The sequence below is a fragment of the Sphingobacterium yanglingense genome, assembly GCF_004363245.1.
GTDB classification, from domain to species: domain Bacteria; phylum Bacteroidota; class Bacteroidia; order Sphingobacteriales; family Sphingobacteriaceae; genus Sphingobacterium; species Sphingobacterium yanglingense.
Genome location: NZ_SNYV01000015.1, coordinates 316,286 through 330,196, shown reverse-complemented (window position 1 = coordinate 330,196; position 13,911 = coordinate 316,286). Strand labels below are relative to the sequence as shown.

Here is a 13,911-nt window from a genome sequence, read left to right as displayed (position 1 = left end):
GTTAATTTGTCCAGGTAAAATCCATTTTTTGTTGTTGCATTGACTTATCAATGACCTCTACTTCTAATTGAAGAATACTTTTTAAAGCTGTATAGTCAATCTTTTCGGCGTCATCTCCCGTTTTATGGTAATCTTCATGTCCACCAGTGTGGAAAAATAGGACAGGGATATTCTTTTTATAAAAAGAGGTCTGGTCGGAACCTCCATTGCCATCTTTACTTAGATTGAATTTGATATCACTTTGTATACCTTCAAAGATTGCAGGAAACTGTGGACTAGTACCATAACCGATAACGGCTAATCCATTAGCTGGATTGTAGCGACCAATCATATCCATATTGAGCATCCAGTGTATCTCGGATAGGGGGAGTGTGGGATTCTCAGTCCAGTGTTTTGAACCTAGCAACCCAAGCTCTTCAGCGCTGAATGCAATAAAGAGGATGTTGAACTGCTCTTTGACCCCATTGTTAGAGTAATGTCTGGCAAGCTCGAGTAAGCCCGCTACACCAGAAGCATTGTCATCGGCACCATTGTGTATCTTGCCAATATTGTCGGGATCTTTTGATCCTCCGAAATCTCCTAGTCCCAGATGGTCATAATGTGCACCTATTACAACGGTGTAAGGAGCACTATTGTCTAAAAAGCCAATGATGTTTTCTGCTCGACGTAAGCTGTCAGGGACAACAACGCGACTGACTTTGGCCGTGAAAGACTGGCGATAGCCTTTAGTCCCCTTGGGTGATAGCTTATATTTCTTGAATTCTTTTTCGATGTAATTGGCCGATTTCTTGAGTTCTTGACTGCCTGTTGCCCTGCCTTTCATCTTGTCAGAGGAAAGGTAGTAGATATGCTTTTTTAAATTGTCTATGTTGATTTCTTGCGCGGTAGACACAAAGATGGATAGACTGAATATCGATAGTAAAAGGATCTGGAGTTTTTTTATATACATGTGGTTGAAGGAATTGTTGTTAACAAAAATAGTATATAATGAATAAGAGCGGAAATATTCCGCTCTTATTCATGTTTTTTTAATCTTCTAATATTTCACTGTGTACGCTGTCTTCCTCTTTGTGCTCTTCTTTAAAATAACGTTTCTGGAAGATTAAGATTAAGAATACACCAACTGATATGGCCGAATCTGCAATGTTAAATACAGGACGGAAGAATAAGAAATGTTCACCTCCCCATATTGGTAACCAATCTGGAAAGTTTCCTTCTATTAGAGGGAAATAGAGCATGTCAACGACTTTTCCGTGTAAAAAAGAGGCGTAGCCTCCTCCTTCAGGGAAAAGAACTGCTTTTTCATAAAATGTGCTTTCACTGAATATTAAGCCATAGAATGCCGAGTCGATGATGTTGCCCAGTGCACCCGCAAAGATGAGCGCTACATTTAATATAAAGCCTCGGTTATATTTGTTTTTGACCATATAGTAAAGGCCATAACCAATTCCCGATACGGCAATTATCCGAAACACGCTTAAGAATAATTTGCCATATTCTCCGCCAAATTCCATGCCGTAGGCCATTCCTGGGTTTTCGATGAAGTGAATCAAAAACTTATCGCCAAGGATTTTGAAATCCTGACCAATAGTCATATTCAGCTTAATCCAAAACTTAGATATTTGGTCTATTAATAAAACGATGATAATTAGCGTAATAGGTCTTGTGTAGCCTTTCATAGTGAATTCATAAAATAGCCTTTGCGCAAGACGTGGCAAAGGCTATTTGTATTTTGTTTAGTATTGTTTGTTCTTGGCTTCGATGCTCAATGTAGTATGTGGAACTGCTTTAAGGCGTTCCTTTTGAATCAATTTGCCAGTCTCCCGGCAGACTCCATACGTTTTGTTTTCGATGCGGACCAAGGCTGCTTCTAAGTTGTCAATAAACTTCTTTTGACGAGCTGCTAATTGGTTTGTCTGTTCTTTTTCCAATGTTGCAGAACCGTCTTCTAGTGTCTTGTAGGTACCAGCTGTGTCATCCGTTCCGTTGGCATTTCCTCCACTCAAAGTCTTTGTTAAGGCTAGGAGCTCTTCCTTCGCAATTCTTAACTTGTCCATTATAATGGCTTTGAATTCTAATAATTCAGCGTCACTATAGCGGGTTTTTTCTGTGTTTTCTCCCATAGTTTAATTCTTTTCAATTAATACCTCAAGTTTATTATCATTGATTTCGATGCTCTCACCTCCTGTTACCTCATTTTCAAAAATCAATGAATCAGCTAATATTTCCGTGCAAATATACGATAAATTATTCTTGGCAGCTTGTTCAATTTCATTATTTTGTGTCAACTGAACTCGTATTCTGTCAGTTACCTCAAACCCTTTTTCTTTGCGTAGATTCTGCAAGCGGTTTATCAGTTCGCGTGCGATTCCTTCTTGTTTTAGCTCGTCGCTGATCTGTATATCTAAGGCCACTGTAAGGTTGCCTAGATTGGCTACTTGCCATCCAGCTACATCTTCTGCAATAATCTCTACATCCTCCAAGCCGATGCTATAAGGAGTGCCTTCTAGCTCAAGAGTTCCAGCTTTTTCTAACTGACTGATTTGTTCTATAGTGAAGGCTTGAATTGCAGCACTCACGGTCTTCATGTCTTTGCCGACTTTGGCACCTAGAGCCTTGAAGTTAGGTTTTATCTTTTTCTTGATAAGACCAGCGGTGTCTGTGATGAACTCGATATTCTTTATATTGGTCTCCGAAAGAATCAAATCTTTTACTTTTTCCACTTTTGTCTGGAAAGCAGCATCCAATACCGGAATCAGAATTTTGCTTAGTGGCTGACGTACATTGATCGCCGTTTTCTTACGTAGAGATAGCGTCAATGAAGAAATATCCTGTGCTAGGCCCATACGCTCTTCTAGCTCTTTGTCAACTAGGTCAGCTTGGTAAACAGGGAAGTCGGCTAGGTGTACAGATTCGAAGGTCTGTTTTTTTGTAGCCTGGTTCAAGTCTAGATAAAGCTGATCTGCAAAGAACGGAGATATAGGAGACATCAATTTAGCAATGGTGTCCAGACAGGTGTACAATGTTTGGTAGGCTGAGATTTTGTCCTCCGTATACTCTCCTTTCCAGAAGCGACGGCGGCATAACCTTACATACCAGTTGCTCAAATGCTCGTCAACAAAGTTTTGTATAGCACGTGCTGCTTTTGTAGGTTCGTAGTCGCTATAGCATTCATCTACTTCCTTGGTAAGGGTATTCAGTAAAGATAATATCCATCTGTCGATCTCCGGTCTGTTGGCTAATGCAATTTCGGGTTCAGCATAGCTGAAGTTGTCGATATTGGCATAAAGCGCAAAGAACGCATAGGTGTTGTATAGTGTTCCGAAGAATTTACGGCGTACTTCGTCTAAGCCTTCTTCGTTGAATTTTAAATTGTCCCAAGGAGCTGCATTGCTGATCATGTACCAACGGGTGGCATCCGCACTGTATTTCTCTATCGTAGCAAATGGATCTACTCCGTTGCCTAGACGCTTGGACATCTTGTTGCCATTTTTATCCAGTACAAGCCCATTTGAAACTACGTTTTTGAAAGCTACTGAACCTGTAACCATAGTCGAGATGGCGTGTAATGTAAAGAACCATCCGCGGGTTTGGTCAACGCCTTCGGCGATGAAGTCTGCAGGAAACGCATTATTATATTCATTCTTGAATGGTAATGCATCACCATTTGCAAGTTTGTCATAGTCTAATCCCCATTGTGCATAAGGCATAGCTCCAGAGTCAAACCATACGTCGATAAGGTCTGGTTCGCGGAATAATTTCTGCCCGGCATCGGATACTAATACAACATGGTCTACGTACGGACGGTGAAGGTCTAGTTTCTCTGTTCCAAATTTGGCTAAGTATTCGCTGTTGATTTGCTTTTCGGCATCGCTCAAAACATCAGAGGTAAGTGAAGCCTCTAGATAAGATTTCAACTCGGACATAGAGCCGATACAGATTTCTTCATTTTCATCTTCCGAACGCCAGATCGGTAGGGGAGTACCCCAGTATCTAGAACGGGATAGGTTCCAGTCCACAAGGTTTTCTAACCAGTTGCCAAATCGTCCTGTACCTGTTGCTTCCGGTTTCCAGTTGATGGTTTTGTTCAAAGCTACCAATTGTTCTTTTACAGCGGTGGTTTTGATGAACCAGCTATCTAATGGATAGTATAGTACAGGTTTGTCTGTACGCCAACAATGTGGATAGGTGTGTTCGTATTTTTTGACATCAAACGCTTTGTTGTCTTCTTTCAATTTGATGGCAATAAGTACATCGGTCGGACGGAAATCTTTGTCCGCGCGTTCTTCAGCACTGTAATATTCTTCTTTTACAAAACGTCCCGCAAAGTCGCTGATTTCTTTGACGAAGCGTCCAGTACGATCTACGGTAGGTACATCTTTGCCATTCTCGTCTTTGACTAAGATAGCAGGGATGCCATTCTCTTTGGATACTCTAAAGTCATCCGCACCATAAGTCGGCGCAGCATGCACAATACCTGTACCATCTTCGGTCGTTACAAAATCACCTGGAATCACTCGGAAAGCATTTTCTAACAACTCCTCGGATGTAATATAAGGTAGCAACTGGTGATATCTCAGGTCTACTAACTCCGCTCCTTTGAATTCAGCTGCTTTTTCCCAAGGGACGATTTTATCTCCTGTTTTATAATCTTGGAAAGAAGCATTTTCGCCTTCAGCTTTGAAATGTTTACTGATTAGGTTTTTGGCCAAGATAACAGAAACAGGTTCGCCAGTATACTGGTTGAATGTTTTGATTTTGACGTAGTCAATGTTTTTGCCAACCACAAGTGCCGTGTTGCTCGGTAAGGTCCAAGGGGTAGTCGTCCAAGCGATGAAAGCGACATCCTCTTCTGGTGTCTCTACCAACGTATTTACCATAGGGTGTAGCTGCTTTTTGTCTAAGCGAAACTCTGCTACGATGGTAGTGTCCTTCACATCTTTGTATGTGCCTGGTTGATTGAGCTCATGGGAGCTCAACCCTGTACCCGCAGCAGGCGAATAAGGTTGTATGGTGTAGCCCTTGTACAGAAGGCCTTTTTTGTATAGGTCTTTCAATAAGAACCATAAGGTCTCTATGTACTCATTTTCATAGGTGATATAAGGATTCTCTAAATCTACCCAGTATCCCATTTTTTCGGTAAGGTCGTTCCAGAGGTCGGTGTATTTCATGACCTCTTTGCGGCACGCATCGTTATAGGCCTCCACGGAGATCTTGACTCCGATATCTTCTTTTGTGATACCCAAGGATTTTTCGACAGCAAGTTCGATTGGTAGACCGTGGGTGTCCCAACCTCCTTTACGTTTTACCTGAAATCCCTTTAAGGTTTTGTAACGGCAAAAAATATCTTTAATAGCACGCGCCATCACGTGGTGGATACCTGGGGTACCATTTGCTGAAGGGGGACCTTCATAGAAAGTGTAGGGCTTGCTCGCTGGACGGTTTGAAATACTTTTTTCAAATATATTTTCTGTTTCCCAACGTTTTAATACTTCTTTGCCGATTTCCGGTAAATTTAACTGCTTATATTCCTTGTACATCACGTATTTGTAAATCAATTTTTAAAGGTGGCTAATTTAATGAATATTAAGGAAAGGTGAAAGTTAGAAACGGATAATATTGAGCTCGCTTTTTATAGACGGGAAATTAGAGCTGTAAAGCCCTTTTTGAGCGATTAGATAGAGAAGAGGAGCGAAAAGCTGTCTTAGTTATCTGTTTTTTAGGGATATCTGAAGACAGCTTTTTATTCTTTTAAGCGGAGAAACTAGAGCCGCATCCACAAGTGCTTGTGGCATTTGGGTTGTTAAATGTAAAGCCCCTTGCATCCAAACCATTCTTGAAATCAATCTCCATTCCTGCAAGATACATTCCATGAGCTTTGTTCATGAATACACGGAGACCTTCGATCTCGTATTCCGAATCCCCATCTTTCTTTTGGTCGAAGCCAAGGATATAGTTCATGCCAGAACAACCTCCACCTTCTACACCGATGCGAAGACCATAGTCGGCACTTATCTCTTGTTGACTTATTAATTTTTTTAATTCCGTAACAGCGCCTTCCGTCATTTTTACAGGGGCTGCACCTGTTGTATGTTCGATACTCATTTTCTTACCTTTCCCTATTGTTGATAGTTAAACAAAAATACATATTTTTAGCCGAAATAAACATGCTGTGTTTTTTTTGACACTATATAAACAAGACTTGATAATGGAGTATATTGAATTTTTTAAGCAACTTTTCGTTTTAGCCTTTGGCGTATTTATCGCTTTGGTATTGGCATTTTATATTATTTGGCCCAAAATAGAGGGACATTTTCTCAAGATGGGTAATATCAATCAAAACAAAGAACTCCTTAAGGATCGTTTGCAGTTGCGTTTTGCAGCTTATGAGCGGCTGTTGTTATTTGTTCACCGAGTGTCGCCGGAGCAATTAATGCTCAGACATCATGGGGCAGGGGTTACGCTTCATCAATTTAAGCAGGCTATACTGACAGATATAGAATCTGAATTTCAGCATAATTTTACACAACAACTGTATGTTTCGGATGTGGCTTGGGCTATTGTGAAGGGTTTGAAGGACAATACGTTGGAGCTGATGCGTAATGCAAACAAGGGGATGGGGGGAGAAGGAACCGTCGATAGCTATATCGAAGTGGTTTTAAAACATATGAAGACGCTTGATGTGAACCCTTATGAAGCTGCTCAGGTGCTGCTAAAAAAGGAACTAGCGGCCTAGACCGGAGGTGGTGCCTGCCGAAGACAAGATGCCTTTGATTGATAATTGTTTAATGTAGGATTTGTTTTTCAAAAGATACATCAAAGAATTCCTTTAAAAGGTAAGATAATCGTATATTTGCGGCAAAATAATTTATTCTCAACACCCCAATAATAATATACACAAGAATGGAAAGAGATCAAGCTATCTTTAATCTAATCGCAGATGAGCTAAAACGCCAGGAAGAAGGCATTGAATTAATCGCTTCAGAAAACTTCGTGAGCAAACAAGTGATGGAAGCAGCAGGTTCTGTATTGACCAATAAATACGCTGAAGGACTTCCAGGAAAGCGTTATTATGGTGGATGCGAAGTTGTCGATGAAATAGAAACTATCGCTATCGAACGGGCTAAAAAGCTTTTCGGTGCAGAATGGGTCAACGTACAGCCGCACTCTGGTGCACAGGCTAATGCCGCTGTGTTTTTGGCTACAATAAAGCCTGGAGATAAAATCCTAGGTCTTGATCTTTCTCATGGTGGTCACTTGACGCACGGTTCTCCTGCTAATCTTTCGGGTAAAATCTATCAACCTTTATTCTATGGTGTAAAAGAGGATACAGGATTGATCGATTACGAACAATTAGAGGAAACTGCACTTCGTGAGAAGCCAAAGATGATTATTTGTGGTGCTTCTGCATACTCACGTGATTGGGACTATGCGCGTATGCGTAAAGTGGCTGACGAGGTAGGTGCCTTATTATTGGCAGATATCTCTCATCCAGCAGGATTAATTGCCAAAGGATTGTTGAATGACCCTCTTCCGCACTGTCATATCGTGACTACGACTACGCATAAAACATTGCGTGGACCTCGTGGTGGTATGATCATGGTGGGTAAGGATTTTGAAAATACTTGGGGAGCGAAGACTCCTAAAGGAGAGACTCGTACAATTACACAATTGTTGGATTTAGCGGTATTCCCAGGTACACAAGGAGGTCCTTTGGAGCATACTATCGCGGCTAAGGCTGTAGCTTATGGTGAAGCATTGAGCGATGACTATTTAGCATATGTGAAGCAAGTACAGAGCAACGCACAGGCTTTGGCTAAATTCTTTGTGGATCGTGACTACAAGATTATTTCTGGAGGAACTGACAACCACTTGATGTTAGTCGATTTACGTAATAAAGATATCTCTGGTAAGGAAGCAGAAGCTGTATTAGGGCTAGCAGGTATAACTACCAACAAAAATATGGTTCCTTTTGATACACGTTCTCCTTTTGTTACTTCAGGTGTTCGTTTCGGTACAGCTGCGATTACAACTCGTGGAGTGAAAGAAGCGGAGATGGTTCAAATCGGTGAATTGATCGATGAGGCATTGCAAAACCGTGCAAACGAAGCACAGTTGGCAAAAATCCATGATAAAGTGAAAGCAATGATGGCTCAGTTTCCACTATACAAATAGATAGGTGGATAAATAATATAAAAAGCTCCAAAAGAAATTTTGGAGCTTTTTTGTTGAAAGTAAGTTTCGCCTGCGGGGAAGGGGGGCTTAATGACCTATTTGGTGGGCAGGCTTTGTGGTATAATTATTGCGTTTAAGAACTGTGAATTAATGTTAAAACTCGTAAGGTAAATTTGAAACATCATTTTTTTTCAGCTACTTTGGAGTAGATAACGATATTTAAAACAATTAAAAATAGATGCCTATCGAAACACGGTTACTCTAAAAAATTGAATTGCTTACATGCTCTATACTTAAAATATTAGGGGAATTATTATGAAACTATTGAAAAGCAAAACAGATCAAGAGTTAATCCGTGCCTATATTAATGGCGATGAAGGTGGATTGAAGGTGCTGATAGATCGTTACAAGACTAAGATATATACTTCTATTTTTGTTCGTGTCAAGGATGAGTTCTTGGCAGAGGATATTTTTCAAGAGACCTTTATCAAGGTAATCAATACCATTAAGACAGGACGCTATAATGAAGAAGGGAAATTTTTGCCTTGGGTAATTCGTATTGCCCATAATATGGTAATTGACCATTTTAGAAAGGAAAAGCGAGGACCTACTGTAATCAATGGCGATGGCTATGATATCTTTGAAGTGCTTAACTTTGCTGACGAAGATGCAGAAAGTAAGTTGGTACGGAGTCAGGTTGATGTGGACTTAAAGAAACTTATACAGCTTCTGCCTGATGATCAAAAAGAGGTATTGATTATGCGACACTTTTGCGATATGAGCTTCAAAGATATTGCGGAGATCACAGAGGTGAGTATCAATACAGCATTGGGACGTATGCGGTATGCTTTGAGTAACTTACGCAAAATGATTGAGGATCATAATATGACCTTCCAATTTAATTAGATTCCATTATAAATTAAAGAATATTCAAATGGACTTTTGGTTTTACTGAGAGTCCATTTTACTTGTTGCTCGGTGCTATTTACCACTAATGAGTGATAAAGTGTTTCCAGATTTTTTGACGGTTATATGAGGTTTGGTGTCTTATTTGTTGTCAAAATGACAGAAAATTTGTGTTTATTTGTTGTGGCACGACCTTTGAAATTGGTTTTGTATAATTTAAGGATAGATTTAAAAACAAGAAAAAAATATGGGAATTTGGATTTTATTGATTGTTATCGGGATCATTAGTATGATTGTCCAAACAAGATTTAAAAATAAGTTTAAAAAGTATTCGGAAATGCCGTTGACCTCTGGGTTATCGGGGGCAGAGATAGCGCAAAAGATGCTGCATGATAATAATATTTATGATGTGAATATTGTGTCGGTGGAAGGACAGCTTACGGATCACTATAATCCAGGTGATCGAACTGTCAATTTGAGTCCAGAAGTATATCATGGGCGTAGTGTTGCTGCTGCTGCGGTGGCTGCCCACGAATGTGGACATGCTGTACAGCATGCAACGGCCTATTCATGGTTGCAGTTTCGTTCATCTATGGTGCCGATCGTCAACTTTTCTTCGAAAATCGTTTCTTTCACGTTGATGATAGGTGTGATGTTGGCTATTTTTTCAAAGAGCTTTTTATTGCTACAAATAGGTGTTGCAGCATTAGCTGTCACTACAGTGTTTAGTTTTATAACTTTGCCGGTTGAGTTTGATGCCTCGAAAAGAGCTTTAGCTTGGTTGGACCGGGCTAATGTAACGCATAGTCAAGAAGAACACGATGGGGCAAAAGATGCTTTGAAATGGGCTGCAATGACCTATGTAATTGCTGCTTTGTCTGCGTTGGTTACGCTTTTATATTATGCATCTATTCTATTGGGAAGAAGAGATTAATAATCGCTCATTTATATAGAATTAATAAAGAAAAGCCGAAACAAAACTGTTTCGGCTTTTTTGTGTGATAGACGTATATCTGGTTAAAACAATTCTGTATAATACAGGGGTTGAGAAAAAGCAAATTATTGTTAACTTTGCAACTTAGCATAAGAGTTTCAAAAAATTAACTATGTTTTCAAATCTTCAGGATAAACTAGATAGAGCCTTTAAGGTATTAAAAGGCCAAGGGAATATTACCGAAATAAACGTCGCTGAGACGATGAAAGAAATTCGCAAGGCCTTGTTGGATGCCGATGTGAATTATAAAACTGCAAAAACATTTACAGATGATGTCAAACAAAAGGCATTAGGTGAGAATGTATTGAGTAGTATTTCTCCTGGACAGTTGTTGACTAAGATCATGAATGATGAGTTGACCGGTTTAATGGGAGGCTCGGTAACTGAACTCGATCTATCAAAAAATCCAACAGTTATTCTAATTGCAGGTCTGAATGGTGCGGGTAAAACTACGTTTACCGGGAAGCTTGCTAATTTTTTGAAAGATAAGAAAGGTAAAAAACCTCTTTTGGTTGCTGGTGACGTATACCGTCCTGCAGCGATCGATCAATTAGAGGTTCTCGCAGAGCAAGTAGGAGTACCTGTATATACAGATAGAAATTCGACAGATCCTATCGCAATTGCAAAAGCTGGGGTAGAGGAAGGTAAACGTAATGGTAATAATGTTATCATTATAGATACAGCGGGGCGTCTGGCAATCGATGAGGCGCTCATGAATGAGATAACTGCAGTAAAGGATGCGACTCAACCGAATGAGATTTTGTTTGTCGTAGATGCTATGACGGGACAGGATGCAGTCAATACGGCTAAGGCGTTTAACGATAGGTTAGACTTTACTGGAGTTGTATTAACTAAGCTTGATGGGGATACTCGTGGTGGAGCTGCGCTATCTATTAAGTCGGTTGTAAATAAGCCAATTAAATTTATTGGTACAGGGGAGAAGATGGATGCGTTGGATGTGTTCTATCCTGAACGTATGGCGTCCCGTATCTTAGGGATGGGTGACGTTGTTTCCTTGGTAGAGCGTGCTCAGCAACAATTCGATGAAAAACAGGCTGCGGAGCTTCAGAAGAAAATCCGTAAGAATAAGTTTGACTTCAATGATTTTAGATCCCAAATTCAACAGATCAAGAAGATGGGTAATATGAAGGATTTGATCGGTATGATACCGGGGGCGGGTAAAGCGCTTAAAGATGTGGAAATTGAAGATGACGCTTTTAAACCAATCGAAGCGATTATTGATTCAATGACGCCTTTCGAAAGAGAAAATCCAGATGCAATAGATCAAAAGAGAAGAATGCGTATTGCCAAAGGATCTGGTACAGATATTAATGAAGTTAATAAGCTGTTGAAGCAGTTTATGGATATGCGTAAAGTGATGAAACAAATGTCTAATCCAGCTATGGCCGCAAAAATGATGCGTAATATGCCAAAAATGCCTGGTAGATAGATTCGGGGAGTTGATTCCAGATTAAGGAACGGAGGGGCAAGTATAGTTTTTATAGTTGTCCCTCCGTTTTGTTTAGACCTAAATTTGACGGTTATTTTTAGAAAGAATAGAATTTATTGTTAATTTTGTCGTTATGGACGATCATCCCTCGCAACTTTCAGCTTATGGAGCTATTCTCCTTATGGGGATTATTGGTATCCTGTTAGTCTGCGTGACGATTTTTTTAGCCAAGTTGATTGCTCCAAAGAAGCCTAATCCAATTAAAGAGAGTACGTACGAATGTGGTGAAGAGACTGTTGGAACTGCTTGGGTTCAATTTAATCCACGATTCTACGTCATAGCACTCATCTTTTTACTTTTTGATGTCGAGCTTATCTTTATTTTTCCATGGTCTGTCGTGTTTGGAAACGAATACCTCATTGCAGCTGATGGGAGATGGGGGTGGTTCACTATGGCGGAGATGGGGATTTTTCTGGCAATTCTGATTGTTGGTTTGATCTACGTATGGTGTAAAGGTGATTTGAATTGGATTAAGCCAAACCATGTCCGGCCTGCTGTTAATGTGAATATACCACAGGATGCGTATGCACAGCTTAATAATAGTGTGCATGTAATCCGAGATTACCGTGCCAGTATAGAGCCTCCTATAGAGGACAGAAAGGATGTTGCGGAAGATACTGTTTCTAAGCCATCCATTGGATTTAAACCTAGATTCAAAAAGCCATGAGTATAGATGAACAGTTAAGGTCTGATGGTGTTATTGTGGCTAAGATTGATGACTTGCTGAATTGGGCTAGGTTATCATCGATGTGGCCAGTCAGTTTTGGTATTGCATGCTGTGCTATTGAAATGATGGGAGCAATGGCAGCAACGTATGATCTGGATCGTTTGGGAGTTTTTCCTAGACCATCTCCAAGACAATCTGACGTTATGATCATTGCGGGTACGGTGACTTTTAAAATGGCTGATCGGATCAAGAGGCTGTATGAGCAGATGCCCGAGCCTCGGTATGTTATCTCAATGGGCTCCTGCTCTAATTGTGGAGGACCGTATTGGCAGCATGGGTATCATGTGGTAAAAGGGGTAGATAAAATTATCCCGGTAGATGTGTATGTGCAAGGGTGTCCACCTAGACCAGAAGCGCTTATAGGCGCGTTTTTAGAATTACAAAAGAAGATAGAAAAAGAACAGATTCTTCACGAAAAATATTTTGAGGAGAACTGTTAAGGATATAAGTTTAATTATGGGAAAAGATTTTTATGGTGAGTTGCAGCTAGGGATTCTTGGCGGTGGCCAGTTGGGCCGGATGCTCATTCAGGAAGCAATTAGTTATAATGTGAATGTGCATGTGCTAGATCCAGATAAAAATGCACCTTGTCGTAAATTGTGTGATCACTTCGAATGTGGATCACTGAGCGATTATGATACGGTCTTTAATTTTGGTAAGAACCTAGATATGCTTACGATAGAGATTGAGAAAGTCAATGTCGATGCGTTGGAAGCGTTGGAAGATAAAGGGGTGATTGTATATCCACAGTCTCGTGTGATACGTTTGATTCAGGACAAGGGCTTGCAAAAGCAGTTCTTTAAGCAAAATGATATCCCGACATCGGCATTTCAACTGATTTCTAATCGTGAATCACTTCGCAATGCGAACCTACCGTTGCCGTTTGTACAAAAATTGCGCAAAGACGGATACGATGGAAAGGGCGTTAAAATGATTCTTAACGAAGACGATTTGCAGACCGCGTTTGAGGAGCCAAGTATCATTGAGGAGATTGTAAAATTCCAGAAAGAGATTGCTGTTATCGTGTCTCGTAACGATCGTGGTGAAGTTAAGACCTTTCCAATGGTGGAGATGGAGTTTAACCCACAAGCGAATTTAGTAGAGTTTCTGATCTCTCCATCGACTTATAGTTTCGAGATCCAACAGAAGGCTGAAGAACTAGCGAAGAAGATTGCGAACGATTTGCAGATTGTAGGGTTATTGGCTGTTGAGATGTTCTTGACCGAAGAAGGTGAAATCTTAGTCAACGAGCTGGCGCCACGTCCTCATAATTCGGGACACCAAACTATCGAGGGAAACTTTACATCTCAGTTCGGACAGCATCTTAGAGCAATATTCAATTTGCCATTAGGAAACACTGAAGCACGCTCGAATGCTGTGATGATCAATCTTTTGGGAGAAGAAGGATATGAAGGATTGGCTAAGTATGAGGGGATAGAAGAAATTCTGGCAATGGAAGGTGTGTATTTACACTTGTACGGTAAAAAGTATACTAAGCCCTTCCGAAAGATGGGACACGTCTGTATTGTGAATGCAGATCGGGAGCTTGCGATAAGTAATGCCCGTAAGGTACAGGAAATATTGAAAGTAATAGCATAA

13 protein-coding genes are annotated in these 13,911 nt (G+C 40.3%); 8 read left to right on the top strand and 5 right to left on the bottom strand.

The window, feature by feature from the left end; genetic code table 11:
• Position 1: 1 nt before the first annotated feature.
• The 5 genes from CLV99_RS15185 to CLV99_RS15165 all read right to left on the bottom strand — a co-directional run bounded on the left by CLV99_RS15185 (position 2) and on the right by CLV99_RS15165 (position 6,105).
• On the bottom strand, positions 2-949 hold the full coding sequence (locus tag CLV99_RS15185) for a M20/M25/M40 family metallo-hydrolase (RefSeq protein ID WP_133585364.1): 948 nt from the start codon (positions 947-949) through the stop codon (positions 2-4).
• A gap of 79 nt (positions 950-1,028) precedes the next feature.
• Entirely contained in the window at positions 1,029-1,679 is a 651-nt protein-coding gene (locus CLV99_RS15180) for a lipoprotein signal peptidase (RefSeq protein ID WP_133585363.1), read from the bottom strand.
• Positions 1,680-1,736: 57 nt separating this feature from the next.
• On the bottom strand, positions 1,737-2,123 hold the full coding sequence (locus CLV99_RS15175) for a TraR/DksA family transcriptional regulator (protein WP_133585362.1): 387 nt from the start codon (positions 2,121-2,123) through the stop codon (positions 1,737-1,739).
• A 3-nt stretch (positions 2,124-2,126) separates the two neighbouring features.
• Positions 2,127-5,540 (bottom strand): isoleucine--tRNA ligase, encoded by a 3,414-nt coding sequence (ileS, locus tag CLV99_RS15170; RefSeq protein ID WP_133585361.1) that lies wholly within the window; start codon positions 5,538-5,540, stop codon positions 2,127-2,129.
• A gap of 211 nt (positions 5,541-5,751) precedes the next feature.
• Entirely contained in the window at positions 5,752-6,105 is a 354-nt protein-coding gene (locus CLV99_RS15165) for a HesB/IscA family protein (RefSeq protein WP_133585360.1), read from the bottom strand.
• 103 nt (positions 6,106-6,208) lie between these two features.
• Between CLV99_RS15165 and CLV99_RS15160 the strand changes: the two genes are divergently transcribed.
• The 8 genes from CLV99_RS15160 (at position 6,209) to CLV99_RS15125 (ending at position 13,911) form a co-directional block, all read left to right on the top strand.
• Positions 6,209-6,736, top strand: coding sequence for a DUF7935 family protein (locus CLV99_RS15160; protein WP_133585359.1), 528 nt, complete (start codon positions 6,209-6,211; stop codon positions 6,734-6,736).
• Positions 6,737-6,903: 167 nt separating this feature from the next.
• Positions 6,904-8,175 (top strand): serine hydroxymethyltransferase, encoded by a 1,272-nt coding sequence (locus CLV99_RS15155; RefSeq protein ID WP_133585358.1) that lies wholly within the window; start codon positions 6,904-6,906, stop codon positions 8,173-8,175.
• 315 nt (positions 8,176-8,490) lie between these two features.
• Positions 8,491-9,081 (top strand): RNA polymerase sigma factor, encoded by a 591-nt coding sequence (locus CLV99_RS15150; RefSeq protein ID WP_133585357.1) that lies wholly within the window; start codon positions 8,491-8,493, stop codon positions 9,079-9,081.
• 247 nt (positions 9,082-9,328) lie between these two features.
• A complete protein-coding gene (locus CLV99_RS15145; protein ID WP_133585356.1) occupies positions 9,329-10,015 on the top strand; it encodes a zinc metallopeptidase in 687 nt (228 codons plus the stop codon).
• Positions 10,016-10,187: 172 nt separating this feature from the next.
• Positions 10,188-11,525: a signal recognition particle protein gene (gene ffh / locus CLV99_RS15140; protein ID WP_133585355.1), complete on the top strand. Its 1,338-nt coding sequence runs from the start codon at positions 10,188-10,190 to the stop codon at positions 11,523-11,525.
• A gap of 133 nt (positions 11,526-11,658) precedes the next feature.
• On the top strand, positions 11,659-12,252 hold the full coding sequence (locus tag CLV99_RS15135) for an NADH-quinone oxidoreductase subunit A (RefSeq protein ID WP_133585354.1): 594 nt from the start codon (positions 11,659-11,661) through the stop codon (positions 12,250-12,252).
• On the top strand, positions 12,249-12,752 hold the full coding sequence (locus CLV99_RS15130) for an NADH-quinone oxidoreductase subunit B (protein WP_133585353.1): 504 nt from the start codon (positions 12,249-12,251) through the stop codon (positions 12,750-12,752). The genes CLV99_RS15135 and CLV99_RS15130 overlap by 4 nt, the downstream gene beginning before the upstream one ends.
• Positions 12,753-12,768: 16 nt before the next feature.
• Positions 12,769-13,911: a 5-(carboxyamino)imidazole ribonucleotide synthase gene (locus CLV99_RS15125; protein WP_133585352.1), complete on the top strand. Its 1,143-nt coding sequence runs from the start codon at positions 12,769-12,771 to the stop codon at positions 13,909-13,911.